The sequence below is a fragment of the Pseudoalteromonas phenolica genome (genome assembly GCF_001444405.1).
GTDB lineage: Bacteria > Pseudomonadota > Gammaproteobacteria > Enterobacterales > Alteromonadaceae > Pseudoalteromonas > Pseudoalteromonas phenolica.
Window position 1 is genome coordinate 1645255 of the sequence record NZ_CP013187.1, and the last position, 25254, is coordinate 1670508.

Genomic DNA, 25254 nt, shown 5'->3' on the forward strand with positions numbered 1-25254 from the left:
AAAGCAAAAGCGATTGATTATTTATAAATATGCTTTTGCTTTACTTTCCGGGAAATTTTTCAATTAAAGATAATAAAGACTACCAGTATTTCGCTTCATAAACGGCTTGAAGTAAGCCTTCTATGTCTTTTTGATACACTTCACCAATGTTGCCTATTCTAAAGCAATCAGCGTCTGAAACTTTTCCTGGATAGATAACGTAGCCAAGCGACTTTAGCCTTTCATAAAATTGTTTAAAGTCATATTCAGGTTCGTTAGGTGAATAAAACGAGGTAATTATTGGTGAATGAAAAAGAGCGGGCAAAAGTGTCTCAAAGCCCAGTTCTTTCATACCATTGACAAGTAACGATTGGTTCGATTTATAGCGGTTATACCTTGCTGCAATACCACCTTCACTTTCAAGTTCAATCAGTGCTTGAGAAAATGCTCTCACTACGTGTGTAGGTGAAGTAAAACGCCATTTACCTCTGTTTTGCTCCATAGTCTGCCATTGTTCATACAGATCTAGAGAAAGTGAACGGGCATTACCTTGACACTGTGAAATCAAAGAGTCTTTGCAGATCACAAAACCAAAGCCAGGGACACCCTGAATGCACTTATTTGAAGAGCTAATTAAAACATCAACTCCTAGCTTTATCATATCAATGGGAATACCACCGAAACTACTCATTGCATCAAGAATAAACGTTTTGTTGTAGCGAGTCACAAGCTCGGCAACTGCTTCCAATGGATTAAGCATGCCTGTTGTCGTTTCGCAATGAACCATAGCAACATGGCTAATGTGTGGGTTTTCTTGAAGCGTTTGCTCAATTAGGTCAATGTCAGGATAGTGGGTCTCTGCAAAGTCTAGACTAATGAAATTGATGTTGAGATAGTCTGAGATTTGATTAATACGTGCACCATAAGCACCATTGTTAATAACAAGTAAGGTGTCTTTTCTAGAGGTAAAAGTCCCTAGAGCCGCTTCAACCGACGCTGTGCCACTGCCTTGCATTAAAGTGGCAGTTAATAATTCAGTGCTACCTGCAAGAGAACATAATTGAGTTCTAATTTTTTCAACAACCTCTAGGTTGTAATCGTCGTCCCAAGTACACCAATCTTGTAACATGGCTTCTTTTACTGTTTTGGATGTACTGAGGGGCCCTGGGGTAAGTAATAAATAGTTATTTTTCATAAAAACTCCATCTGGTCTATACCAGTAATTAGAGCACATTTTTTATGATATTTTGATGATGAAATTATGACAGTTTGCGATAGACTAACTGAACTTATCGGGTTAAAAATAACTGTTCATTATGAAATATAAGACTAAAATTATAATAATTGATTAAGTTTGAAAAATTATATGCTCCAACGATTTTTGCTTTTAATCTGTGTAATTGCTTGCACGAGCGCTCAAGCAACTACGCTCAAGTTTTGCTATGAGAGCAAAGAGCTTTTGCCGCATTATCGTGGCGAAGGCGTTATAGTGCCTTCAGAAAGACCCGGTGCAGCAATTGAAATTATTCAAGCACTTGATCGCAAAGTAGAAAATATTAAAGTTGAGTTTATCCGTGAGCCCTGGAAACGCTGCTTGAATGACTTAAAACTAGGCAAAGTTGATGCTTTAATTGCTCGTCATTCAACTGGTCGAGAAGGCTTCGCGAAATACCCTAAAAATCAAAGTGGAGATTTAGACCCTAATAAATCTGTATCAACAAGTGCGACTTGTTTCATTCATAAGAAGAATTTGCCATTAGAGTGGGATGGAAAGACCCTTAAAATGGATCTTCCACAAGGGATTGCGATTCCTAGAGGTTACTCATTGGTAGATGATTTGAAAAAGAAGGGCTTTCAGATATACGAAACAGTCTCGGTTAGGAAAGCTCATGACCTATTATTCAGCGGTCGAGTAGGCACTACTTTGGGGGATTGCAATAATAAAACGCTTCCAAGCGGGTTTATTGAAAACAAGCATCCAATAATAGAGACATATGGTTATCTGGTATTCAGCCATCAGTTTTATTCGTTTTATCCTGACTTGACAGAATCAATATGGAATGAGCTACAGCAAATTGATGATAAGGCATATTACAATAAGTACTAGAATGATCTTAATTGATCTTGCCTTACCAAATGAGCAAGTTTGCATATGGTAATGTACTCATCATCTTCAAGAAGAATGGGGGATGGCTCTATAAGCTGAAACTTAAAATTTTTCCTATTTTTGTTACATTCAATCCAAAATTCTTGATCGCCATCATCATATACAAATATAGTTTGCTTATTAGTGATGTTGATTTTTTCTATATGATTATCGACCATATATTTAATAGATGCATGAATAAAATCGACGGTTTCAAAAAACTTTTTAGGGTTTTTATGAAAAAGATCTTTTTGCCTCTCATCGAGTGCATGTTCTGGTGGGATAGGTAGGTTTAAGGTTTCTTTTTCTAAGTACATGTATCGCTCCAAATAGAGTGAATTTGTACGTTTTAGGTGAGTATTTGGATTGCTAAATCTTAAACTTTTAGCAATCCAAATCTGAGTCTCGTTATTTGATCCCTCTTAGAATGTTGTCAATTTCTTTGGCTCTTTCAGACTTGACAGTTTGTTCTGCGAGCGTTGGTTTTTGTAACAAAAAACCTTGATAATAATCTGTACCAAATGATTTTAATATTTCAAATTCGCCTTGAGTCTCAATACCTTCAGCGATCACTTTGATGTTATTGTCTTTAGCGATATGAACTAAATGTTTAACTATGGTTTGCTTATAAGGGTCGGTATCCAAATCTCGTACTAAATCCATATCAATCTTTACATAATCAGGGCGATATTTATGCAACATATTTAACCCTGACCAACCTGAGCCTATATCATCTAGTGCGACACCGAACCCCGCATTTCTGTAGAAGTTTAAAATGCCACGCATTACAGACTCGTCCTGAACACTATGTGTTTCTGTAATCTCAAAAACAACATCTTCGGGTTTTATGCCCAAGGCATTAATTGCTGAAGCTGTGGCTCTCAAACAATAAGAGGGATCATATACACTTGAGGGGTCAAAATTAATGAATAGCTTGCCATCTAATTTAGCTTTGCTGAAATGAGAGACGGCAGAGCGTCTGGCAATTAAATCAATTGAATAAAGCAGATTTGAGCTCTCTGCTAGCTTAAAAACATGGGCTGGTGGCACAATGTTATTGAACTCATCTCTTATTCTAAAAAGTCCCTCGAACGCATATGGTTTTATATTATTATCTTCTAGTTTAAAAATTGGCTGAAAATGAGTCTCATAATTTTCTTTGTCAATGGACTCTGATATCCATGTACTGTTGAAACGGTTGATTAGAACATCTGCCGTGACGATTTTCCCCATATCACTTATCGAAAGCTCACTACCGTCTGTTGTAGTTATCTTTGTACAAGCCAATTCAGAGGGCTCAAATTCACCATATAAACCAAACAGGAAGCGTTTTATTTGCGCATGTTTAATCATGATAGCGAGACATTTGTCGTCTTTTTGTACTGCTTGATAATGATTTTGTCCACAAAAAACTATTGCCTTGTTTACACTTTCTAATGTTGGAAAGAATATCCAAAAACACGTTTCGTTGTAAAAATAACTTTCTATCTTTTCGCAATCTGCACAGTACATCAGATGTCTCCTTTAAGAAAAACTTACTTAACTTACGGACTGATAATGAGTTTAGATCCACATGAAAGACTTGATAACGAAATCACTCAACTAAACTCATTATTTTAGAGTAATTAACCTGAGGTCTTGAAAATAAGCTTATCGCCAGCGGCTACTTTAAAGGTTAACGTGTTGAATTTACAGGCAATAGGCCAGCTATTGACGCGTAAATTTGCTTTGCCTACGTGGATGTAGGTACCTTGGCAATAGCACGACGCGTGGGCAGTGTTATTGCTAAAAGTCTCCGGCTGCAGATTTGAAATAGCACTTATTATATTAATATCAATACGTTAGTAAATTTCCTAATCAAAGCTCAGTTTATTTATTCAAAAATATTTGCATTTAATTTTTTTGAGCTTACACTTGTTCGCTCAATGGGCGTACACGTGTAAGCTAAAATGGTTTAGACATGCAAAATATCTCACAATTTATTTCAAACAATTTATTTCACCACAAAGACTTAGCTGGTTATTTTGAACCTGTGATGCAAGTTATTAAGCCTGCTTGGAGAAGCGGGTTTTTTCGCTCACAGGTTAAAGGTATTCGAGTACTTAGCGAAAATGCACTTAAAATAACCCTAAAACCAGAGAAAAAATGGCCAATTCATACAGCTGGCCAGCACATTTCTTTGACAATAGAGCAACAAGGTCGGCTGATTTCTCGAGTATTCACCATTGCGTCTGGGGCGAAAAAATTAAAAGAAACGGGTTTGATTGATCTGGTGATCCGCACTCATGATAAGGGTAACTTCACTCCGTATCTTGGTGAGTTAGCTATGAACAGCTGGGTTAATATTTCCGAGCCGATGGGAGAATTCATATTTGATGAGCAAAGCAATCATACGACATTTTTAGCTGGTGGCTCCGGCATTACCCCATTCATAGCAATGTTGGATGACTTACAGGAAAACACGCAGAAACACATTCATTTACTGTATTACGCTAAGCCTAACTCGCATTTAATGGTGGATGTTTTAGAGAAATTTTTGATCAGGCTTCCTAATTTTAGTTTTGAACTACTTAATCGTAGTCAACACGGCTCATTTTCCAAGTTTGTTTCAATAGAACACACCGATGAGCTCCTCGTTTGTGGGCCAGAAGAAATGTATGTTGAAGCTGAGGAATTCTGTAAGTCACGTCACATACCCTTCAGAGCTGAACACTTTCAAGCAATTAAGCCAACTAAATCCTTAAATGAAGCTGCAAGATTCACAGTAAAACTCAATCATGGTGACTTAGAAGTCAGTAATCAAGATTCATTATTAAGTGAATTTCAATCGCACAATAAACCTGTGATGTATGGCTGTGGAATGGGTATTTGTCATCAATGTCAGTGCCTAAAAAAGAAAGGTATTGTTCGAGATATACGTGATGGCAGTTTGTCAGACAATAGCGAAGAGCTGATCCAATTGTGTGTAACTCAAGCCGTGACAGATTTGGAGTTAGAACTATGAAACAAATAAATTTTGAACAGTTAGCTTTGCAACTTGATGAAGTAAAACAACTAACACAGGCGAGAGTGGGACAAGATGATGCTAATTACATTCGTAAAGTCATTGTCTGGCAGAGAGTATTTGAGTGGAGCGGCAGAATTTTATTGATGTTAGGATTCTGGCAGCCGTTACTGTGGGTAGTGGGGGTCTTAAGTCTTGCGATCGGCAAGATCTTAGACAACATGGAAATTGGTCATAACGTGATGCATGGTCAATACGATTGGATGAATGACAAGTTCATTAATTCTCGCGCCTATGAATGGGATATTGCTTGTGATGGCAGTAGTTGGAACAGGGTACATAACTACGAACATCACACTTATACCAATATAATCGGTAAAGACAGAGATTTTGGTTATGGCCTTTTGAGGTTATCGAATGACTTCAGGTGGCGTGTAAAAAACCTTTGGCAGTTTATTACTTACGTTTTATTGAGCGTGCTTTTTCAGTGGGGCGTGTCTTATCATGAGATGGCGGCTGAGCGGGTTTTCTTTGGTAAAAAGAAAGACAACCGAGATAATAAAGTATCACACGCAGAACTTAAAAAGCGCTTCTTTAGCAAAGGGGCTAAGCAATTGGTTAAAGATTATGTCATTTTCCCAATTCTAGCAGGGCCGCTCTTTCTATGGGTTTTTTGTGGTAATTTAGTCGCAAACTTATTAAGAAACTTATGGACTTCAACTATTATTTTTTGCGGGCATTTTACGGAGCATGTTCATACTTTTACCGAAGAAGAGTGTAAAAATGAAAGCAAAGGGCAGTGGTATTACCGTCAAGCTTTGGGCTCATCAAACCTCAAAGGCCGCAAATGGTTTCACATTTTAACAGGGCATTTAAGCTTTCAGATAGAACACCATTTGTTTCCAGACTTACCGGCGAAGCGATACCCAGAAATAGCCCCGAAAGTGCAACAAATCTTTCAGCAGCATGGTATTCACTACAATACGGGCGGATTTTGGCGCCAATACGGCTCAGTCTTAAAACGTATTATTCGATATTCATTTCCTTAGAAAAGCGACTCCCTCAGTTAAAATTTGGCTGAGGGAGATTTATCTTTAATACTCCACACGCTCTAGTTTATCAGATGGGATCTCTGGAAATTTACCATCTTTCCAGTTTTGTTTTGCTTGTTCTATTTTTTCTTTACTAAACGATACAAAGTTCCAATGAATATAAGGCACATGCTGCCATTTTTCTCCACCAAGTAAAATAACACGGCTGTTTTTGGAAAACTCAATTGTTGTTTCTGTATCATTTAATAATACAAGCTCATAGGGTGAGATAGTCTCTCCGTTGATAGTGACTTGACCATATAAAACATAGAATGCGGTTTCAAAGTCTGGGTTAGGTACCTCAATTGTTTTACCTGCAGCACCAATTACATCAAGATAAAACATTTCTGAATAGGTTTTGATTGGTGAGCTTAAACCATAGGCATTACCCGCTATGAGACGGGTCATAACACCATCTTTAACTATTTGTGGCAGTGCTTCTCGCTTCACATGTGTAAATGCAGGTGCAATATCTTCAAGGTGTGCAGGTAAGGCAATCCAAGATTGTAAGCCGTTGATTGCATGTTTGCTTGCTCTTGTTTCGACGCTTTCTCTTTCAGAATGGGTAATACCTGTGCCTGCTGTCATCCAATTTACATCTCCAGGCGCGATTTCTAAGTTATTACCCAATGAATCTCTATGTAAAATTCTGCCTTCAACTAAATAAGTCAAGGTAGAGAGACCAATGTGTGGATGCGGTTTGACATCAATCCCTTCACCTTGAGAAAAAGTAGTCGGACCCATGTGGTCGAAAAATATAAATGGCCCAACCATGCGTTTTTTCATGTGGGGAAGTAAACGTTTTACGTTTAGGCCACCAATATCATGTTCTGTTGCGAATAATTTTAATGCCATAAGTAACTCAAATCAGATGATTAACTATTTAAAGCATAGGTGCAAAATATACTTTTAATCTATTCAAAAATTTTGATTAGAGTGTTCAAAATTCATAGCTGTTTAACGTTTACGCATAGCTTAGACTGTTGTTATTGAAATGACTTAAATTGAAATGACTTAAGGTGAATACAGATGAAAAATGTTCTACTAATTAACACATCAATTAATCATGACGCTGGTAATTCTTATATTTTGAGCAATGAGTTTGTCGACAGATTGTCAAAAAAGTTCGAGTTAACAGTTAAACATCGCGACCTAGTTAAAGAGCCGTTGGAACACTTAAAGCAAACAGAAATGCTTGCTTGGATGACGCCTGAAGCGCAAAGAAACGGTGAACAAAAATCACTGGCTGATATATCAGATAATTTGATCAAAGAATTACAACAAAGCGATGTACTGGTTATTGGCTTACCTATGTATAACTTTGGTGTGCCTTCACAGTTTAAAGCTTGGATGGATAGAATCGCCAGAGCGGGTGTCACGTTTAAATACACAGAACAGGGTCCTGTTGGCCTGTTAGCAAATAAAAAAGTGATAGTGTTAGCTGCACGTGGCGGAATTTATGCAGGGACTGATAATGATTCACAAACTTCACATGTTAAATCGTTTTTTGCGCTTTTAGGGATCTCAGACGTTGAGTTCATTTATGCTGAGGGTTTGAATATGCCTAGTAAAGAACTCAGCATTGCAAATGCAAAAGAGAAAATGGAAGTTGTCTTATCTAGCATGAGCTAAACTAAACGATAGCTACGAATCTTACTCGCAGCTATCGAATTTTATTAATGAGCAAGTTTCGCATCAGCTCGTGGATTTGCTAGAGCAACAATGATTTTGAATAACAAGAACATCGCATAAAGATTAATAGGATAGTTAACTAATACTTCAGTCCAAAAAACCACCAGTGGGCTATGAATTAAGTTAGTGATTTGGTCAAATATTTCAATGAAAAGGCCTAGAGCCAGTAAAATAAACCCATAATATTCACATAAATGAGTCGTTTCAGTCGCTTCTACTTCATGGCCTGCGATCCAGTTTTGTAAAATATGTCTGCCTTCTAAAAGTACTCCGAATCCGACTAGTAAAATCGCGATACCTTCTTCATCTTCTTTTAGCTGGGCCAAAGTTTCATGGCTAAGTTCGGAAAACATGAGTTCGAGTTCATGGACCATCAACGTCCCAATGATGCCAGTAACAACAAGGCTGATAAAAAGCAAAAACAGTCTATTTGCGAGTAGCTTAGTAAATAACATAACATTTTCCTAATTCGAAGATTATCAATAAACTAACTGAAAAATGTGAAGAGATTATGGTTGCGCTAAAAAGACATAACTAAGAAACTAAATTGTGTGATGAACCAACTTTTGTTTAGTGAGTCATATTTTTAGAAAATATATTAATGATAATGACACCTAAAATGATCAATGCCATACCTAATAAAGTGGGAATATTAGGCATTTGTTTAAAGAAGAGACTTCCCAAAGCTGTAACAAGGACAATGCCTGCTCCAGACCAAACTGCATATGCAACGCCAACAGGCACTTCCTTTACAACTAAAGACAGGCAATAAAAAGCAACACAATAGGCAATAACACAAATAGCGCTTGCAGTAAGATTGTTAAAACCATCTGATACTTTTAAAGCCAGTGTGCCGATAACTTCTGAAATAATAGCAATACTTAAATATAACCAAGCCATATGAAGTCCAGTTTAAAAAATCGAAATTTTACTATGTATTCGCATGCTTTAATAACGAAAAATCAATATGGTGATTTATTCTTTGGATTTCTCAAGCGAGACTAATAAAACGCCCCCTAAAATAAGAATTGAAGCTATTATAAGGCGTGTTGATATAGGCTCCGATAAAAACAAAAAACCACCAATAGCAGCGATTACTGGTACTAGTAGCTGAGAGACAGCCGCTTGTATGCCTGTTAACAAAGGCAAAGCCTTATACCAAATTATGTAACCGATACCTGATGTGACAATGCCAGATATCATTGCTACGATTAGGCCTTTAGTTGTGACACTGCTGAAGTCAACGAATGGCAGTACGATAAGTGCTAATGGCAGAGTTCTGATGAAATTCATAGAAGTCTCTGCGCTTGGTTGCTTTGCTCCTTTGCCTGCAAGTGTATATAACCCCCATGCGACCCCAGATAACGACATAAGAACAAACCCAATCAGAGAGGGAGTTGATAACGTTGGAAATACCAGATAGATAAACCCGAAAAGTGCAGTCAACAAGCCTATCAATGCAAGCGATGAGAAGCGCTCTCCTGATAACTTAGACATAGTTAACATGCACAGTTGAACTGAACCAAAAAGTATTAATGCACCTGTGCCAGTATCTAAAGTGAGATAGGCAAAAGAAAAACAAATTGCATAGATAAACAACATAATTGATGACCACCAACTGCCATAATTGAGAGATGATTCATCAGTACGCTTATAAAAGAAAACTAAAAAATATAAGAAGATAGCGGCAGAAATTAGACGGGCCACGGTAAATCCTGCGGCATCTATTTGCGCATCACCTAAAGCAATTCTGCATAATATAGAGTTTCCTGCGAATGCAATAAGCGCAATTATAGTCAAAACACATGTTTTCAATATTCAGGCCTTTCTTCTCATATCCGAGCAGAATAAGACAGTTAATGTATCAAGTTTATTTCGTTGTTTTGTGAATCTTTGAAAAATTATGAATACTGCTGTACTTGGTGCTAATTAAGAAATAAAAGTAACCGTTGCTGGTAATCCATTCTTTAAGTGAGATTTCACATCTTCAAACTGCTCAGGTGGAAATTCAAATGCCGGCACAACACCGGGTTTTATTTGATTATAAGGCAATGAGAAAAAACTGGTTTTTCCACAAGTATCTAGCGCAACCTTTCGGATCTGATCTACAGGTACGCTGTCAGACCCAATATATAATACGTTGTCGTTAAAAGTCAGGTGATTAATTGGATCTTTCACGATTTGTTGTTTTTGATATTCGGTTATACCATTTTTAGAATCGAACAAAAAAGGAAGCATTGTGAGATTTGAGATGACTGCGAAAGTGGCTAACTCAAATTCGATTAACCCGACTGCTGTGAGCAGAAGGTAGCAGACAATAGACCCTAGCCAGAACAAAGAATATTTACCTATTTTCATCTTATTATCCTTTTAATGTTTGTGAATTTGTAAGTGCCTGCAAGTGCATCATTTTATTTTGATAAAATTTTTACACTGTCTGTCAGTTTCAGTGATACACGTTGACTTAATCTTGAATTAAATAAATCAATCTCGGTTTTTCAACTTTACGAATAAGTGATTATCGTAAAATGTGCCATCTTTAAATATCGCACTTTTCAAAACTGCTTCTTGGTGGAATCCGGATTTAAGCAACACTTTCTTTGAAGGCATATTTGGTTCAAATACTGCTGCAAAAATTCTGACAATAGGCGTTGTTCTGAAAACTTCTGTGGTTATTAATTCGATGGCGTGAGACATAATGCCTTTTCCCCAATACGCATTATCTAACCAATAACCTAATTCGCCAGCGCGCTGGTATTCAAACTCACCAGGGTTAACGCCAATACAGCCAACAAATTTACCTTGATAGCAAATTGCTTTTACAAAACCCTGACGACTTCCCTCATTGATCCACCAGAGGGCGTCCACTTCTTTGTAAGGAAAAGGTATTTTGCTAGATAAGTAGCGAGTTACATCAGGGTGATTTAATACTTCTATCAATCGAGTTTTGTCAGAAATAACAAAATCTCTTAAAGTAATGTCTTGCTGATTAATCATGGCTTAAGTTTAACTGCTGTACCAAAAACCATAATTTCAGAAGAGCCATCCATAATAGTGCTGGTTGTAAATCTTATACCAACGATGGCGTCTGCGCCTTTGTCTGTCGCACTTTGAACTAAACGTTCGATTGCGATGTCTCGAGCTTCACTTAGCATTTCTGTGTAGCCTCGGATCTCTCCGCCGACAATGCCTTTTAAGCCAGCCATGATGTCACGGCCAATGTGTTTTGCTTGAACGACGTTGCCGGTTACGACACCAACGATACTTTCTATTTCTTTTCCTGGAATGGTTTCTGTGGTCGAAAAAAGCATAAATACCTAAAGTTAAGATTTTATTTGTCTTAAAAATAAGAACACTTTTTGCTAAAAAAGTAAATCGAGTTATCAAGCATAATGACTATCAGTAAAGAGTTTTTTAATTAAAACAATCGTACAAAATATGTCAAATCAGAGTTGTGTTTAGAAGATCCCATTTTTGTTTAGTATTTTTCCGCCGGTCAGTAGGGTGTATAAACGCATTGAAAAACTGATCCCTTGCACTGCGTCCCAGTGTTCAACTAGATCGTTATTTTCGATTTTCCATGTATCAATGATATTGAATCCTTGTTTCGGGTTATTGCGATGTTTCGCTTTTAAAGTGACATGAGAGTGCAAGATTACATAATTGCCGTCTACAAAAATGTTTTTCACATCGTAACTAAATTCTGGGGCATTTTTTGTAAGTGTTCTGATTGCTGAAATAACGCCTTCGATACCATCAGCGATGGTTTGATTATGTTGCTTATAACCATTCTTACCATAATTAGCTAAGACTTCATCAAAGTTATGATCATTCATAAGAAGCTGAACAAACTTTACAGCTAGCGATGCTTTTTGATTGTCGTCTTCAGTCCAGTGTGGTTTTACTAATTCATTAAGTTGAATTTTAGGCGATGTCATATGAATTTCTCTGTGTGCATTTAACTTTCAAAATGCAAGTTAATTTATTTGCTTGCAAAGTGCAAGTTAAATTACAATGTAATTTAGAAATGAGGAAAAAACTTATGAAACGTTCTGACTGTCCAATTTCGAAAGTACTAGACTTGGTAGGCGATAAGTGGAGCTTATTGATCTTAAGAGACATGCTCTTTTTTGGAAAAGAAACTTATTCAGATTTACAAAATTCTGATGAAAAAATGGCGACCAATATCTTATCCACGCGTTTAGAAAAGCTAGAGCAAGAAGGGCTTATTTCAAAACGAGCGAGTGAACAGGATAAAAGGAAAAAACTTTATAAACTGACAGAAAAGGGCATTGATATGTTGCCAATTCTATTAGATATGATTGTATGGAGTGCCAAATATGCTCCCGACACAGAAATTCCAGAAGGTCTGGTTAAAAAATTAAAACAAGACAGAGAAAGCGTAATAAAACATTTTAGTATAAGAATTGAGTGAAGCTAAAATTAAGCTTCACTCACTTAAGTTAGTTTATATCAAAGCGACCAACGAGCCTGTTGAGGCTATTTGCAAGCTCTACTAACTGAGTTGCACCAGCAGAGAGGTTATCGGCAGCATCGCCTACATGCTGGGCTGAATCGTTTACACCAGAAATGGTATGTTTAGTCTCACTTGCTGTATCACCTTGCTGCTTTGCTTGCTCAGCAATTTGCGCAATAAAATTTTGCACTAACCGCACAGATTCAGCGATTTCATCAAAGCTTTGATGTGCTTGTTCCGAGCATTCAATGGCTTGCTCTGAGTCAGCGACACTGGACGTCATTTGTTGAGAAACACTTCGCGTTTGATCAATTAATTCGGTTAGTACTTTTTCAATATCTTGCGTCGCATCATGAGAGCGTTGTGCCAGTGTTCTTACTTCGTCGGCAACAACCGCAAAGCCTCGACCTTGCTCTCCTGCTCGGGCGGCTTCGATAGCGGCATTGAGTGCTAATAAGTTAGTCTGTTCCGCGATATTTCTGATTACTTCTAGAATATTGGTGATGTTATTTGATTGCTTTTCGAGCTCACTCATAGCACCGGCTGATTCGCCCAAAGAACCATGAAGCTGTGCAACTTGTGAAACCGTTTGCTTAATCAAATCATTACCGTTTTGAGCATGAGAATCAGTCGTTTCGATCGCATTTAAAGCATCACCGCAGTTTTGGCTAATGGTTATGGCCATGCTTTCTACAGATTCAGTATTATGTGTTGCTTGTTGCGCTTGGTCTAGTTGCGTTTGGCAGCGTTGTCGAATCTCACTGATACGTGATTTTGAGCTTTGCGCTTCATCATTTAACGTAGCTGCGTTGTTTTGAATGTCTTTAACCAATTCATTAATTGAATTTAAGAATTGGTTGAACCATGAGGCAAGTTCGCTGATTTCATCGTTACCTATGACTTTAAGGCGTTTTGATAAATTACCTTCGCCTTGTGCTATTTCTTTTAAGCCTTCAGATACCATTTCGATTGGGTAGACAATTTTATTCGCTAACACCACTGCAATAATGACAAAGACGATTAACATGATTACAGCAATGACACTGATGCTATAAGACATGTTGTAAGCTGAAGAAAGAATTTCGTCTTCATCAATGATGGCGACAAAAGTCCAATTTAATTCATCAGAATGATACAACTGAGCAACCATGGTTTTATTGCTTGCTTCGATATTAATCAAAGGTTGGTCTTTGTTCGTTTTAATTGCATTGAAAATGGGGGAGCTCAATTTGTTAATTGATTTGAAGTTGTTATCAGGGTTTTTTGGGTCGGCTAGGACTGTGCCTTGACCATCTAGTAACATTAGATACCCTGTTTCACCTAAACGAATATTGCTCACAATATCTGTGAGTGTTGATAAGGTAACATCTAACGACTGTACACCTATCGTTTGCCCTGACTTTTTAATTGCTGTTGCTACACTCACCATAGCCTGTCCTGTTACACCTTGATATGGCTCAGTAACAATGACTTCACTTGGATTTTGCGTAACTTGTTTGTACCAAGGGCGCTTACGAGGGTCATAATTTCCTAAGGGTTCGGCAGGGTATTGAATAAAACCACCGTATTGAGTGCCTAAGTATACGAACAGAAGCTCCTCATGGGTTTGACCGAACGATTCAAACAATTCAAAAATTTCAGCTTCTTCTTTTCCCGCTGAACGCGGATCCATCATTTTTTCAGCATCAAAATAGGTTGATGTGTTTTTTGAGACAGAAGTGACAGTGCTGCTTTGCGCTAAAAATCGTGCATTATTTTTCATTTGATCAAAAAATAGGTTAAACGTATTTTCGACCTGTCGTATTTCACTGTTAGAGCTGTCGATGAAGCGCTCTAAAGATTCGGTTTTGGTTTGTGAAATGCTCACAATTGAAATTGCTAAGATAGGGACAATCACGGTTAATACAAAGCTGGCTATCAGCTTTTGGCGCATTCTCATAAATATCACCTCCCGGGTTATTATTTTTATTGTAGATGATTTATTTGAATACTATGGGGAATTAGGGGTATTTGGCAACAGTTAACGATTATTTAACTATTTTTTTGTCACTTATTCCATTTTGTTTAGGTGTGATTGAATTATTACACATAAAAATATAAGAGAAATGTAATTTTTTTGTAAATAAATTCATTTAGGGTGTGGCTCCAATTTTGATACAGCCAAGTGGATAAACAGTTTGCAAGTGAAAAGAGCCAATCGACACCTTTTTATTATTCTGCATTTAATCGTTATGATTTCTGTAACGCTCTCCTTGATAACAGGTCTGAGAGTCAGTTTGTTACAGTATGATCACTTTTCATTTCTAGCCCCTGTTTTGCCGCAAGGTAAAATGCACACAGTTCACTATTATTCTGGCGTTACACTTGCTTTAGCGAGTACCTGTTTTATTCTTTATCGATTAACGTTTGAGCATAAAGCAACAAATAATAAGTATCACCGATCAGTAAACTGGTTTGGTTATGTTGTTCTTCTTGTTTGTTTAATCTCGGGCTTTACCCGATGGTTAGACTTAGCCAATGTATGGCTTTCAACCGTTCATTACCTGAGTGCTATAGCGATCATACTCTTCTTGATATTGCATAGTTACGTTTACTTCTTAACATTAGGCAAAAAATTAGTAGGTAAACTCTTCCAAATAAAAACGTTAGTGAGGTTTAAATGGCATCTCATTTTTTTTGGCTTGCTTGCAGGTACAGGCGTATTGATTTTTGAGCAGAATAAATCTCTAGGCTTTCAGGTGTTACCACTTGAACATTCAGACTTTATTGCAATCGATGGGCAAGATTCAGAGCCTTTTTGGCAAAACATCAAATGGAAAACAATTAACACCTATGGCGGGGCAAACTTCAATAACGGTTATACACCCGTTCAAATAAAGATTGCCAGCAACGATGTCGAGAGCTACTTCTTATTTCGTTGGCAAGATGAGACTAAAAGTCTAACCCACCTGCCATTGGTTAAATTAAATCAACAGTGGCAAGTTAAGCAGCAAGGCTTCCATTCATTCAATGAAACTCGCTATTACGAAGATAAATTTGCAGTCCTGCTTAGTCAGAGTTGCGACCATGGCGGCGATGGCACAGCGCATTTAGGAAAGTCACCTATCAAAGGCAAACCGGCTAATTGGCACGGCAAAGGCTACCATGGATCACTCGATGGCAGAGTGCGTGATCTTTGGCATTGGAAAGCCCTACGCACTAATGACATGGTACAGATGGATGACAATGTAATAGCGAAGCCAAGAAAAGCAAAATCCGGAGATAGACGATACACAGCTGGCTACTTTGCTGATGGTAAAGAAAGTGGTGCGTATGTAATGAATTGGATTTGGTACGGCAAAGACAAAATCACTCCTAAGCGATTGCCATTACCTGAATATCAACACATGTATAAAGCTGATAACCAACATATTGAACAAGCAGTATTGCCTTGGTTCTCAAGTACACCTTATAAACCATTACTAGATACCTACCCTGAAGGCACTTTATTAAGCTCAGTACTTTATCGTTCGAATCGTTTTGAAGGAGATCGAGGCGATGTCACAGCAAAAGGTCATTGGCAAGACGGATATTGGACATTAGAAGTCGCGAGAAGGAACAAAACAGGTTCTGAATATGACGTGGCGTTAGAGCAGGGCGTATGTTTGTGGGTTGCTGCTTTTGACCATGCACAAATCGCACACACTCGTCATCAAAGACCATTGAAATTGGATTACTCGGCGCTCAGTCAAAAAGGAAAGTTATGATGCTTAAACGATTATTACTTTCTATTGGTTTTTTTACGGTTTGCTTAGCTGCTGGGCAGTTAATTCAGAGTGAGCAGAGTATTCCCATTGATAATAGATTTTATAAAGTCAGTAATGACGGTCAGTTGATAACTGCATGGAAGGGGCCTTGGGCCTGTGTTTTTGATGAAAAAGAAAATCTGTTATGGGAAGTGAAGCGGGACGATGAATCCATTCATGATGGTTACTGGAGTTATTCGTGGTTCAACGACCAAATTGGCGTAAAAAATAGCGGCGATTGTTATTTTGAGTCTGAACGATGTGATACTCAAGACTTGATCCGACAAGCCAATCAACACGGACTTTGCCAAGTAACAGGCTGGCGCTTACCGACACAACAAGAAGTAGAAGCAATTTTACAAACTCAAGATAAACCTCAGCAAGCAATGCTTTCTACAGATTATTTTCGTCATATAAAAGCAGGCGATTATTGGACACAAGACGCAGAGCAACCTTTAGAAGGGCATTATCGCCATCTAGATAAAGGAGCGATTGCAGTCGATTTTTATCAAGGGCGTTTTCATACACTTCCCTACAGAAATGCTGCATTTGTGATGTTAGTAACTTCCGAATTACCCAATTCGATTAAGGAGGCTAATGCACAATAAACCCGTCTTTTTAATACCACCCCTTAAAATAGACCACTTAATTAAGAGGATTGGCCTAAGACGATTTTTAACAGCAATATCAATACTAAGGAACAACTATGAAAAATTATAGCAAGGTCGCTATATCATTTGCTTTGCTTAGTGCGTTTAACGCGCAAGCAGGTAGTAAATATCATCGTCTCATTTGGGATAACGCCCCACAAAGTCAAGCGACTATCGGCTTCACACCTGATGGAAGCACAAATCATTATGTCAAATATGGTGTGTCGACAGATGAGTCTTTATGGCAAAGAAAGAACGTGACAGCTAGCCATACCTTTGATGGTTCTTTACAAAGTAAATTTGTAAAGCTTACAGGGCTATCAGCGAATAAACCCGTGTATTATCGCGTCTGTGATGATTCGGGCTGCGGTCAACGTCTATGGTTCAAAACAGCCCCCAATGACAACTCTCCCTTTGTCGCAATCGCTGGTGGAGATACACGTACTGGATGGACGAATCGACAAAATGGCAATAAGTTAGTTGCTAAGATCCGTCCACTGTTTATCATGCATGGCGGCGACTATACCAATGCTAACACCGCTTCTGAAATGAGCAGTTACCTCAATGATTGGCAACTTACTTTCTCTTCAGATAGCATCGACGGGCTGAATTACAAACGGATCTACCCGTTTGTTGCCACACATGGTAATCATGAAGATGATAACTACAAAACACTATGCCAAGTGTTTGGTGTGGATTACGACAACAATAATGTCTGTGACGCGAAAGACACCTATGGTGCATTTAACGTTTCGCCACTATTACGTGTATATACGTTAAATTCTCAATATAAAAATTCGGGCTGGTCAAGTTATGCAACAGTAATGAATAATTGGTTGCAACAAGATCTGCAAAGCTCTGGTGGCTCAGTAAGTTGGCGCGTAGCACAATACCATAAGCCAATGTTCCCACATTATTCAGGTAAATCAGACAACACCATTTTGCATACTTGGTGGGCAAATCATTTCTATAACCATAAAATGAATTTGGTGGTTGAGTCTGATACGCACATCAACAAAGTGACACAAGCACTGAAACCAAGTGGTAACAATTTTACGAGTACAACCAGTGGCGGTACTGTGTTTGTCGGAGAAGGAAGTTGGGGGGCGCCTGCCCGTAGTGCCAACGATCCTAAATCTTGGACGATTGATCTTGCCAGTATTCAACAATTCAAAGTGCTGACGGTATCAAGTGATAAGCTTGATGTGAGAACTGCACAATTTAACTCTACTGCAAACACACTTTCAAAAGCTGATCGAGATGCAAATCCAACCTTGCTACCTAATAATGTTAATTGGTGGTATGCCTCAGGGGCAGGTGATGTACTTAACTTAGTTAAAGCGACTAACGGATTAACTAAAATTGATACAGGTGTTATTGATCCACCAGTGGGTGATACGGAGTTAACAAATGGTGTTGCTGCAACAAATATCAGCGGCAATAAATCGCACGAACTCGGTTTTTATATTGATGTGCCAGCTGGTCAAAATGCTTTATTAGTTGAAATGTCTGGGGGCACTGGTGATGCCGACATGTATGTGCGTTACAGCAGCAAACCAACGTCGAGTACATACGACTGTCGCCCGTATAAAAATGGCAATAATGAAACTTGTAGTATTGATGCTGTTAAAACGGGAAAATACTATGTGGTCGTTAAAGGCTTCAGCGCATTTAGCGTTGTCAGTTTAAAAGCAACCTATAGCAATAATGGTGGCGGAGGTAATGGTGGGTCTGATACCTTTTCAAACCTGTCTGCGAGTACCGATAAATGGCAATATCGAAGCGCCACTTTACCCAGTGGTATAAGCAAAATGACGGTCACTATTTCTGGTGGCACGGGCGATGCGGATTTATATGTTAAAAGTGGCTCTGCGCCCAATAGTTCCAGTTATGAATGTCGCCCTTATAAAGATGGCAACAGTGAGACATGCACGCTCACAAACCCAAAAGCAGGCGAGTGGCACTTTGGCGTAAAAGCCTATAAAGCCTATTCGGGTGTGACTTTAAGTTATAGTTATGAATAAATTCTAATTATAAATAAAAGAAAGCCAAGCATGTGCTTGGCTTTCTTTTTTTGGTTACAGCGTTTTTATAAAATGATTAATTATTGAAAGTTTAATTTCAGGTGCCGTTTCTTGGCTAAAACCATGACCTGTCTTATACGCGTTATGGATCACCGTATGCTTAAAGTTAAGACTTTCTAGATATGCCTTTATGTCACTCGACATTTTATAAGAGGGCCATACTTGATCGTGCTCAGCTGAGATAAGTAAAATTGGACCATTGATTTCCTCAAAGTTAAATTGAGCCTCGTTTGATTTTTTTTCATCGTTTAAAGCAACAGAAAAACGGTCAATTAGCTTTGCTTCTTTGCTTAAACCAAGACTCAGTGCTGGAATATCTCTATTTTGGTAAGTCCAAGCTGAGCGTGCTTTTGTCATACCGTACCAAGCGACCTTACTCGGAGTAGTAACAACCACTGATTTAATTCGCTTATCTAAACTTGCCATCAGAAATGCAGCTTCGCTTCCTCGCGAGCCTGCGACAACGCCTATTTTATTTGCATTAATCTTCTTATGGGTTGTGACGTAATCAATCGCATCTAAAAAATATTCCAAAGGTATTTGGTCTAGTGTTTTTGAGATCCCAGGCGCATCAAAATAAGCAAGTGCTAAAACTGCGACACCATGTGGTGCTATCATTTCTCCGTTTGCTTTACCAGTGCCTATACCGCCTTCAGAGCCGCCAAAAGCAATGACTACAGGCACCGCTTTGGTTGATTTAGGTAGGTACAATTCAGCCACTAGATTTTTATAAGTGACTTTTTCGATTGAATAGGTGGCATCGTCTGCAAGAGCATTTTGTATCACAAGAAGGGCGATTGTAATGAGTAAAAACCGAATTGACTTATACATTTTTATTTCCTTTAAAGTTTGATTTAGTTTATTCAGAAAAAACTGAAAGTTAAAGGCTGAAATGTAACCAATTATAATTTTCTTAGAGCTTTGTAAAGATTTCTTTTGACCTGTCTACAGCTATACACTTTATGCTCTCATCATCAAAACAAGCTAATCTTAAATATGCTTTAATTAATTCACTCAGAATGGACTTATATGTTTTTAATCTCAGGGCTTGCAAAACGAGTAGGTTTATCAAGAACGACGTTGTTGTACTACGAGAAATTAGGTGTCATTAGAGGTCAACGCTTAGGCAATGGTTACCGGGTTTATACCGAATTGGATGCTCAGCGTTTAACTTTAGTCATGCAGTTACAAGCTGGTGGATTATCACTTAAAGAATGTATTACCTGCCTGAATGGCAAAATAGATAAAGGTATTTTAAGTGAAAGGCTGCGTTTGTTAGATGAAGAAATAGTGCAAAAACAGAAAGCAAGAAAATTACTTTCTGGTTTATTGGGGGAAAGTTCTAATCGTGATTTTCATGCGCAATTAAATGAACTTGCGCCACAAGCGCACTATGAATGGTTATTACAGCAGGGCTTTACTGAAAAAGAAGCGCAAAGAATAAGGTGGTTATCAAAAGATATGAACACACACGACCAATATATGCAAGACTTCCTAACCGTTTTTGAACCTTTGACTCGTTGGGGACCCGGAGACGACAGCGATACGCTCAAAGCGATTTCACATATTCCGAGCAAGGCTAGTAACATTTTAGAAATAGGTAGTGGTAAAGGTTTATCGACTTGTTTATTGGCAGAACAGTCTAACGCTCAGATCACAGCCATCGACAACGAACCCATTGCGGTAACAAATTTAGCAGAGTTGATTGAAAGCAAGGGTTACGCTGAACAGGTTACTCCCATGTGTGCGAGCATGTCTGAACTGCCATTTAAAGCACATAGTTTTGATGCAATTTTGGCAGAAAGCTGTGTCTATATTATGGGTTTTGAAGAGGCCCTAAAGCAATGGCAAACAGTGCTCAAGGTAGATGGTTTGATTATTGTCAGTGATTTAGTTTGGTTAACTTCGAAGCCAAATGAAAAGTATCAATCATTTTGGTCGACTGAATATCCAGCAATGACAAACGTTGATACGCGTTTGATACAAGCTAAAAAACTTGGTTTTGAAGTGTTAGATGACTTCACAATTAGTGCAAAAGCTTGGCAAAACTATTGGCAGCCCTTGCAAGCAAGGCTGAATACGCTGAAAGCCAGTATGCCAGAGTCACAGGCAATCAAGGATATTCAAACAGAGCTCGATATGTATCAATCACATGATGGTTCGCAGTTCGGTTATCATTTCTTTGTGCTTAGAAGAAATGCGTTATAAAGTTAAGCATAAATAGTTAGTTAGGATGTTCGTCATGTACCAACAAGTACTCGATTTTTGGTTTAATGAAATCTCACCAAAGATGTGGTGGCAAAAAGATTTAGCGTTTGATGAAGAGATTATTCGACGGTTTGGCACATTACATCAACAAGCTGTTCTTGGAGAGCTGTTTGAGTGGCGAGAACATGCAGAATCGAGTCTTGCAGAAGTGATTGTACTCGATCAATTTTCCAGAAATATACATCGTGATACGCCGAAAGCTTTTGCTGCAGATCCGCTCGCCTTGGCACTTGCTCAGCAAGCCATTAATAATGGTTTTGATAAATTAGTTGAGGTTGAGAAACGTAGCTTCTTTTATCTGCCATTCATGCACAGTGAGTCTAGACGCATTCATGAAGAAGCAGTAAAGCTCTATACAGCGCATGGCAATGAAAATAACCTAGAGTTCGAGCTTAAACATAAAGTGATCATAGACAGATTTGGCCGTTATCCACATCGTAATGCAATTTTAGGCAGAGAATCTACCCAAGAAGAAATCGCTTTTTTGCAAGAGCCAGACTCGAGCTTTTAGGCTTTTATAAACTAACTCACAAAGCGCATGTAAATCGCGCTTTGTTTCCTTTGAATATAAAAAATAGAATATGCTTAGACATTACTGAATCATTCATAAAGATAAGTTAAACTCTCGCCTTTACTTTTAGGAGGCGAACAAGCGTGATCTCAGGACTAACAGCAGCAGAGCAGCAATGTCATAATCTAAATGATTTAAAAGCAGGGAAGTACCAAGGTTATAAAAGGCTGCAATTAGTCGAAGGTTTATCTGAATTACCTGAAGAAATCCTTTCTTTATCAGACTCTCTCGAAGTGTTAGACCTCTCAAATAATTTGCTATCAGAATTACCAGACAGTTTTGTTCAACTCAAAAACTTAAAAGTATTATTTCTATCGTTTAATCAGTTTAAAGTTTTCCCTGACGTCTTAGGAAAATGCCTTAACTTAGACATGGTTGGTTTTAAATCGAATCAAATCGAGTCAATCAGTGAGACTGCATTACCTAAAAACTTGCGCTGGTTAATTTTAACCGATAACTGTCTAACTCAATTACCACACAGCTTTGGTCAATTAAGTCAGCTAAAGAAGTTAGCATTAGCCGGGAATAAACTTTCTGCAATTCCAGAAAGTTTTACACAGTGCAAGCAATTAGAGTTAGTTAGGCTTTCAGCAAATGAATTAGCTTCAGTTCCTGCGGGTTTATTTAAACTGCCAAAATTGGCTTGGCTGGCACTATCTGGTAACCCATTTGTGGGTGATCATAAAGCACATTCAGGTATTGCTCAGTATGAGCAGCAAGATATTGTACTCAATGAGCAAATAGGTCAGGGCGCATCGGGTGTAATTTATCAAGGCAAATTAACTAATGTTGACACTGACATTGCCATTAAGGTGTTTAAAGGCGGAAAAACCAGTGACGGTTACCCAGAAGATGAGTTAAATGCTTGTTTAACAGCGGGTCAGCATGAAAATCTAATCAATACATTTGCGAATATTTCAGAACCTGATTTCTTGGCCCTACTTATGGATTTAATACCAAAAGGCTATGAAAATCTTGGCCTGCCACCAAACTATGAAACCTGTACAAGAGACACATTTGTTGAAGGCTCGCAATTTTCTATTGAAACAATCAGCAATATTGCTAAACAGTTAGCAGATGTATTGTCGCACTTACATAATCAGCAAGTCAGTCATGGTGATTTTTACGCACATAACACAATGATTAATGAACAGGGACATGTGATGTTCGGTGATTTTGGCGCTGCGACGCAGTTACATAACCTTTCTGAGGTTCAGCAACAGCAATTTGAACGAATTGAAGTTAGAGCGTTTGGTAATTTGCTAGACGATTTATTGATTCATTGTGAAGTAATAGAAACAAGAGAAAAGTCAAAGCTCACGGATTTGGCATTGTTTGAAAAAGTTTCAAATATTCGAAATTCGTGTTTGAATGATGATGTATCACATAGGCCAAGTTTTACTGATATTAAGAAATTGATGATTCAAAACTAAAAAAGCTTTTTGATACAACAGCACTTGCTGAATTCATAGATGAAATTATAAGGATTATTCATGCCTCACTTTATATTAGATTGTTCAGATTCAATCCTTGATAATTATACAGAAGAAGATTTGATGGCAAGCCTTCACCATGCCGCGAACTCTTCAGGCCTATTTATTGAAAGTGAAATCAAGGTAAGGATTAACCCTTATCAAAAATACCTAGTAGGTAATAAAAGTGCTGGCTTCATTCATGTATTTGCACACATCATGCAGGGAAGGTCTATCGAACAAAAAGCCATGCTTTCTAAGATTATTGTTTCTAAACTTGCTGAACTATTTCCAAATATTGAGAATATCGCGATGAACGTCAGTGACTTTGAAAAAGCAACTTATTGTAATCTTGAGAAGTTATAAAACTTCTCAAGCAATATTTATAGCTTAAACTCTAGCGGTGCTTGTATTGCGTTTTACAATATCCGCGTGAAATCTCAGGGTTGCGCAATTTCAGATGTTTAGTTTCTCGCCCCGCCATGCGTTTTCGCCACATTTTGAAGCTGCTTGGTTTCATTTCTTTACGCATTAAATTAACGACTTGCGTTTCATTTAAGCCATATAAGGTATTAATTGCTTCAAATGGTGTTCTGTCTTCCCACGCCATTTCGATTATGCGTGACACTTCATGCTCTAATAAATCCATACATTTTTAAACTCTGTAAAAGTAGTCTTATTTTTACGGAAAATTCTCAATTTTAGATTTATAAATTTTCTTTTTTAAAGAGACAGTTACATCCAAGTATTTTTAATAAGCTTTCAAATTTCAGACATAAAACGTGAATAAATGTAAATGAAATATTGCAAATGTTTATATTTCGATCTAATACTCTAATTGCATCTGGACAGATGTCATACCAGATGCCGCACGGGAAACTTTATTTCGGGTACTCGAAATAAGGTTATTTTTGCAAGAAACTTGGAGGTTGCAATGGGCAATCTGAACACAATGAAAATAACAAGCTTAGTTTTTGCAGTATGGGCTTTAGCATTATCTAATGTTGCAAGTGCAACTAGTTATAAAACTGTTTTAATTCACGGTTTTCAACCGCAACAACTGTTGTTCGGCTCGGCAAATACAGTTAGCAGCGATGGCGAAAGCTATTGGGCTGATTACTGGGGCGCTTTGGCTGACGAAAGAATAGATTGGCCTTCATTTGAGCGTGTAGAAGGTAAAATCGCTACAGATTATGTGTGGCCAAAATTAAAGTCGATGAGTGAGCGTGGTGTATGTGACCAAGGCTGTGTATTTGTTACACATTCAACAGGTGATTTAGTGGCACGCTATATTATTGATAATCAAGCAAACTGGTTGAATGCTGCAGGGCTCAAGCCGCTAAATATCATCGCGACATTTGATATCGCAGGTGCTGGTGGTGGTAGTGAATTGGCAGATTTAGCAGTGAATGTGACTCAAGGTGCGACATCTTGGAACCCACTTATTGAAGCTGCTTTGCAAGCTTGGTTGGGCGGACCATTAACCGATAAGTTAGGTGTTTTGAACGATCTTAAAGTTAATAATGCGCGACAATTGGCCGCACTACCGAGCGATCGTGCACCAAGACTTAGATTTGTGGGCGAGGGTGATCTATTTCTAGGTGCAACCAAGCTATTTTTAAAAGGCAAAGATGATAGCGTAGTAGCTTCACATTCAAGCTGTGGCTCAAGTAAATCGGGAGACTTTGGTAGCTGTTCTTCTAGCATCGCTTTTGATGGGAAGATCTCATCTCAAGGTGATGCAGTGAAAAGCTTTATGCCAAATCACTATCCAATGCTGATGTCTGATAACTATGATCACTTATCAATCATTCTGAATAAGCAAAAAGGCAAAGTGACAGCGGCTAATGACGCTTTAAGGCTGGATAATGGCGATACAATTTCATTCTCCACTTACCAAAAAGATTATGGGTTCTGGATTTTTAAAACACATTATAAATATGTGAGTCAGTCTGATTCTCAAAGCATGTCAAAGTTAATATACAACACACTCTAAGATTTAAAATTAAGTAATGTTATTAAGGCCGTAAATTTT

At 38.1% G+C, this 25254-nt stretch carries 27 protein-coding genes; 13 read left to right on the forward strand and 14 right to left on the reverse strand.

The annotated features are described in order from the left end of the window. Positions 1–79: 79 nt before the first annotated feature. Positions 80–1174: a 2-aminoethylphosphonate--pyruvate transaminase gene (gene phnW, locus PP2015_RS07250; protein ID WP_058029631.1), complete on the reverse strand. Its 1095-nt coding sequence runs from the start codon at positions 1172–1174 to the stop codon at positions 80–82. A 171-nt stretch (positions 1175–1345) separates the two neighbouring features. Between phnW and PP2015_RS07255 the strand changes: the two genes are divergently transcribed. After that, positions 1346–2086 carry a type 2 periplasmic-binding domain-containing protein gene (locus PP2015_RS07255; RefSeq protein WP_058029632.1) on the forward strand — a complete coding sequence of 247 codons (741 nt, stop codon included), beginning with the start codon at positions 1346–1348 and terminating at the stop codon, positions 2084–2086. Here PP2015_RS07255 and PP2015_RS07260 read toward each other — a convergent pair. Together PP2015_RS07260 and PP2015_RS07265 are read right to left on the reverse strand one after the other, a co-directional pair. Further along, positions 2083–2442 (reverse strand): hypothetical protein, encoded by a 360-nt coding sequence (locus PP2015_RS07260; RefSeq protein WP_058029633.1) that lies wholly within the window; start codon positions 2440–2442, stop codon positions 2083–2085. The two genes, PP2015_RS07255 and PP2015_RS07260, sit on opposite strands and share 4 nt — an antisense overlap. Before the next feature lie 91 nt (positions 2443–2533). After that, on the reverse strand, positions 2534–3637 hold the full coding sequence (locus tag PP2015_RS07265) for an EAL domain-containing protein (RefSeq protein ID WP_058029634.1): 1104 nt from the start codon (positions 3635–3637) through the stop codon (positions 2534–2536). Positions 3638–4085: 448 nt separating this feature from the next. Here PP2015_RS07265 and PP2015_RS07270 point away from each other — a divergent pair, with 448 nt between their 5' ends. Both PP2015_RS07270 and PP2015_RS07275 read left to right on the forward strand, forming a co-directional pair. Further along, complete coding sequence (locus PP2015_RS07270; protein WP_058029635.1) at positions 4086–5129, forward strand: flavin reductase family protein; 1044 nt, start codon at positions 4086–4088, stop codon at positions 5127–5129. Then, a complete protein-coding gene (locus PP2015_RS07275; protein WP_058029636.1) occupies positions 5126–6178 on the forward strand; it encodes a fatty acid desaturase family protein in 1053 nt (350 codons plus the stop codon). Before PP2015_RS07270 ends, PP2015_RS07275 begins: the two co-directional genes overlap by 4 nt. 45 nt (positions 6179–6223) lie before the next feature. Here PP2015_RS07275 and PP2015_RS07280 read toward each other — a convergent pair whose 3' ends face one another. After that, complete coding sequence (locus PP2015_RS07280) at positions 6224–7075, reverse strand: pirin family protein (RefSeq protein ID WP_058029637.1); 852 nt, start codon at positions 7073–7075, stop codon at positions 6224–6226. Between the two features lie 174 nt (positions 7076–7249). Here PP2015_RS07280 and PP2015_RS07285 point away from each other — a divergent pair, with 174 nt between their 5' ends. Continuing rightward, positions 7250–7852, forward strand: a complete 603-nt coding sequence (locus PP2015_RS07285) for an FMN-dependent NADH-azoreductase (RefSeq protein ID WP_058029638.1) — start codon at positions 7250–7252, stop codon at positions 7850–7852. Between the two features lie 44 nt (positions 7853–7896). Here PP2015_RS07285 and PP2015_RS07290 read toward each other — a convergent pair whose 3' ends face one another. The 7 genes from PP2015_RS07290 to PP2015_RS07320 form a co-directional block, all read right to left on the reverse strand. Further along, positions 7897–8367 (reverse strand): hypothetical protein, encoded by a 471-nt coding sequence (locus PP2015_RS07290; RefSeq protein WP_058029639.1) that lies wholly within the window; start codon positions 8365–8367, stop codon positions 7897–7899. A 115-nt stretch (positions 8368–8482) separates the two neighbouring features. Continuing rightward, positions 8483–8812, reverse strand: a complete 330-nt coding sequence (locus PP2015_RS07295) for a DMT family transporter (RefSeq protein ID WP_058029640.1) — start codon at positions 8810–8812, stop codon at positions 8483–8485. 75 nt (positions 8813–8887) lie between these two features. Further along, positions 8888–9727: a DMT family transporter gene (locus tag PP2015_RS07300; RefSeq protein WP_193330479.1), complete on the reverse strand. Its 840-nt coding sequence runs from the start codon at positions 9725–9727 to the stop codon at positions 8888–8890. 114 nt (positions 9728–9841) lie between these two features. Next, positions 9842–10270 (reverse strand): hypothetical protein, encoded by a 429-nt coding sequence (locus tag PP2015_RS07305; protein WP_058029641.1) that lies wholly within the window; start codon positions 10268–10270, stop codon positions 9842–9844. Positions 10271–10396: 126 nt separating this feature from the next. Further along, positions 10397–10909 (reverse strand): GNAT family N-acetyltransferase, encoded by a 513-nt coding sequence (locus PP2015_RS07310; protein WP_058029642.1) that lies wholly within the window; start codon positions 10907–10909, stop codon positions 10397–10399. Then, on the reverse strand, positions 10906–11223 hold the full coding sequence (locus PP2015_RS07315) for a heavy metal-binding domain-containing protein (RefSeq protein WP_058029643.1): 318 nt from the start codon (positions 11221–11223) through the stop codon (positions 10906–10908). Before PP2015_RS07315 ends, PP2015_RS07310 begins: the two co-directional genes overlap by 4 nt. Before the next feature lie 147 nt (positions 11224–11370). Beyond that, complete coding sequence (locus PP2015_RS07320) at positions 11371–11850, reverse strand: nuclear transport factor 2 family protein (RefSeq protein WP_058029644.1); 480 nt, start codon at positions 11848–11850, stop codon at positions 11371–11373. Between the two features lie 104 nt (positions 11851–11954). On the opposite strand from PP2015_RS07320, the gene PP2015_RS07325 reads away from it, so the two are divergent. Beyond that, on the forward strand, positions 11955–12347 hold the full coding sequence (locus tag PP2015_RS07325; RefSeq protein ID WP_227009177.1) for a winged helix-turn-helix transcriptional regulator: 393 nt from the start codon (positions 11955–11957) through the stop codon (positions 12345–12347). Positions 12348–12375: 28 nt separating this feature from the next. Here PP2015_RS07325 and PP2015_RS07330 read toward each other — a convergent pair whose 3' ends face one another. Beyond that, entirely contained in the window at positions 12376–14328 is a 1953-nt protein-coding gene (locus tag PP2015_RS07330) for a methyl-accepting chemotaxis protein (RefSeq protein ID WP_058029645.1), read from the reverse strand. Positions 14329–14665: 337 nt separating this feature from the next. Here PP2015_RS07330 and PP2015_RS07335 point away from each other — a divergent pair, with 337 nt between their 5' ends. The 3 genes from PP2015_RS07335 to PP2015_RS07345 all read left to right on the forward strand — a co-directional run bounded on the left by PP2015_RS07335 (position 14666) and on the right by PP2015_RS07345 (position 18848). After that, positions 14666–16135, forward strand: coding sequence for an ethylbenzene dehydrogenase-related protein (locus PP2015_RS07335; protein ID WP_227009176.1), 1470 nt, complete (start codon positions 14666–14668; stop codon positions 16133–16135). Then, entirely contained in the window at positions 16132–16782 is a 651-nt protein-coding gene (locus tag PP2015_RS07340) for an Lcl domain-containing protein (RefSeq protein WP_128724751.1), read from the forward strand. The genes PP2015_RS07335 and PP2015_RS07340 overlap by 4 nt, the downstream gene beginning before the upstream one ends. A 98-nt stretch (positions 16783–16880) precedes the next feature. After that, positions 16881–18848, forward strand: coding sequence for a pre-peptidase C-terminal domain-containing protein (locus tag PP2015_RS07345; protein WP_058029646.1), 1968 nt, complete (start codon positions 16881–16883; stop codon positions 18846–18848). A 54-nt stretch (positions 18849–18902) separates the two neighbouring features. On the opposite strand, the gene PP2015_RS07350 is transcribed toward PP2015_RS07345, so the two are convergent. Then, entirely contained in the window at positions 18903–19739 is an 837-nt protein-coding gene (locus PP2015_RS07350; RefSeq protein ID WP_058029647.1) for an acyl-CoA thioester hydrolase/BAAT C-terminal domain-containing protein, read from the reverse strand. Positions 19740–19937: 198 nt separating this feature from the next. Between PP2015_RS07350 and PP2015_RS07355 the strand changes: the two genes are divergently transcribed. From PP2015_RS07355 to PP2015_RS07370, 4 genes are all read left to right on the forward strand, one after another. After that, a complete protein-coding gene (locus PP2015_RS07355) occupies positions 19938–21116 on the forward strand; it encodes a MerR family transcriptional regulator (protein ID WP_058029648.1) in 1179 nt (392 codons plus the stop codon). A gap of 34 nt (positions 21117–21150) precedes the next feature. Further along, positions 21151–21687 carry a DUF924 family protein gene (locus PP2015_RS07360; protein WP_058029649.1) on the forward strand — a complete coding sequence of 179 codons (537 nt, stop codon included), beginning with the start codon at positions 21151–21153 and terminating at the stop codon, positions 21685–21687. A 143-nt stretch (positions 21688–21830) separates the two neighbouring features. Beyond that, positions 21831–23180, forward strand: coding sequence for a leucine-rich repeat-containing protein kinase family protein (locus PP2015_RS07365; RefSeq protein ID WP_227009175.1), 1350 nt, complete (start codon positions 21831–21833; stop codon positions 23178–23180). A 60-nt stretch (positions 23181–23240) separates the two neighbouring features. Next, a complete protein-coding gene (locus PP2015_RS07370) occupies positions 23241–23585 on the forward strand; it encodes a 5-carboxymethyl-2-hydroxymuconate Delta-isomerase (RefSeq protein ID WP_058029650.1) in 345 nt (114 codons plus the stop codon). A 31-nt stretch (positions 23586–23616) separates the two neighbouring features. Here the strand turns inward: PP2015_RS07370 and PP2015_RS07375 are convergent, their stop codons facing one another. Then, positions 23617–23868 (reverse strand): TIGR03643 family protein, encoded by a 252-nt coding sequence (locus PP2015_RS07375; RefSeq protein ID WP_058029651.1) that lies wholly within the window; start codon positions 23866–23868, stop codon positions 23617–23619. A 285-nt stretch (positions 23869–24153) separates the two neighbouring features. Between PP2015_RS07375 and PP2015_RS07380 the strand changes: the two genes are divergently transcribed. After that, positions 24154–25215, forward strand: a complete 1062-nt coding sequence (locus PP2015_RS07380) for a hypothetical protein (protein ID WP_058029652.1) — start codon at positions 24154–24156, stop codon at positions 25213–25215. The last annotated feature ends 39 nt before the right edge of the window (positions 25216–25254 follow it).

Excerpts from the sequence above, each read along its gene's own strand:
- PP2015_RS07280 (WP_058029637.1), bottom strand. The coding sequence starts at position 7,075 with ATGGCATTAAAATTATTCGCAACAGAACATGATATTGGTGGCCTAAAC.
- PP2015_RS07340 (WP_128724751.1), top strand. The coding sequence starts at position 16,132 with ATGATGCTTAAACGATTATTACTTTCTATTGGTTTTTTTACGGTTTGC.
- PP2015_RS07310 (WP_058029642.1), bottom strand. The coding sequence starts at position 10,909 with ATGATTAATCAGCAAGACATTACTTTAAGAGATTTTGTTATTTCTGAC.
- PP2015_RS07275 (WP_058029636.1), top strand. The coding sequence starts at position 5,126 with ATGAAACAAATAAATTTTGAACAGTTAGCTTTGCAACTTGATGAAGTA.
- PP2015_RS07305 (WP_058029641.1), bottom strand. The coding sequence starts at position 10,270 with ATGAAAATAGGTAAATATTCTTTGTTCTGGCTAGGGTCTATTGTCTGC.
- PP2015_RS07345 (WP_058029646.1), top strand. The coding sequence starts at position 16,881 with ATGAAAAATTATAGCAAGGTCGCTATATCATTTGCTTTGCTTAGTGCG.
- PP2015_RS07325 (WP_227009177.1), top strand. The coding sequence starts at position 11,955 with ATGAAACGTTCTGACTGTCCAATTTCGAAAGTACTAGACTTGGTAGGC.
- PP2015_RS07265 (WP_058029634.1), bottom strand. The coding sequence starts at position 3,637 with ATGTACTGTGCAGATTGCGAAAAGATAGAAAGTTATTTTTACAACGAA.
- PP2015_RS07270 (WP_058029635.1), top strand. The coding sequence starts at position 4,086 with ATGCAAAATATCTCACAATTTATTTCAAACAATTTATTTCACCACAAA.
- PP2015_RS07255 (WP_058029632.1), top strand. The coding sequence starts at position 1,346 with ATGCTCCAACGATTTTTGCTTTTAATCTGTGTAATTGCTTGCACGAGC.
- PP2015_RS07285 (WP_058029638.1), top strand. The coding sequence starts at position 7,250 with ATGAAAAATGTTCTACTAATTAACACATCAATTAATCATGACGCTGGT.
- PP2015_RS07375 (WP_058029651.1), bottom strand. The coding sequence starts at position 23,868 with ATGGATTTATTAGAGCATGAAGTGTCACGCATAATCGAAATGGCGTGG.
- PP2015_RS07330 (WP_058029645.1), bottom strand. The coding sequence starts at position 14,328 with ATGAGAATGCGCCAAAAGCTGATAGCCAGCTTTGTATTAACCGTGATT.
- PP2015_RS07350 (WP_058029647.1), bottom strand. The coding sequence starts at position 19,739 with ATGTATAAGTCAATTCGGTTTTTACTCATTACAATCGCCCTTCTTGTG.
- PP2015_RS07260 (WP_058029633.1), bottom strand. The coding sequence starts at position 2,442 with ATGTACTTAGAAAAAGAAACCTTAAACCTACCTATCCCACCAGAACAT.
- PP2015_RS07315 (WP_058029643.1), bottom strand. The coding sequence starts at position 11,223 with ATGCTTTTTTCGACCACAGAAACCATTCCAGGAAAAGAAATAGAAAGT.
- PP2015_RS07295 (WP_058029640.1), bottom strand. The coding sequence starts at position 8,812 with ATGGCTTGGTTATATTTAAGTATTGCTATTATTTCAGAAGTTATCGGC.
- PP2015_RS07290 (WP_058029639.1), bottom strand. The coding sequence starts at position 8,367 with ATGTTATTTACTAAGCTACTCGCAAATAGACTGTTTTTGCTTTTTATC.
- PP2015_RS07355 (WP_058029648.1), top strand. The coding sequence starts at position 19,938 with ATGTTTTTAATCTCAGGGCTTGCAAAACGAGTAGGTTTATCAAGAACG.
- PP2015_RS07370 (WP_058029650.1), top strand. The coding sequence starts at position 23,241 with ATGCCTCACTTTATATTAGATTGTTCAGATTCAATCCTTGATAATTAT.
- PP2015_RS07320 (WP_058029644.1), bottom strand. The coding sequence starts at position 11,850 with ATGACATCGCCTAAAATTCAACTTAATGAATTAGTAAAACCACACTGG.
- phnW (WP_058029631.1), bottom strand. The coding sequence starts at position 1,174 with ATGAAAAATAACTATTTATTACTTACCCCAGGGCCCCTCAGTACATCC.
- PP2015_RS07360 (WP_058029649.1), top strand. The coding sequence starts at position 21,151 with ATGTACCAACAAGTACTCGATTTTTGGTTTAATGAAATCTCACCAAAG.
- PP2015_RS07380 (WP_058029652.1), top strand. The coding sequence starts at position 24,154 with ATGGGCAATCTGAACACAATGAAAATAACAAGCTTAGTTTTTGCAGTA.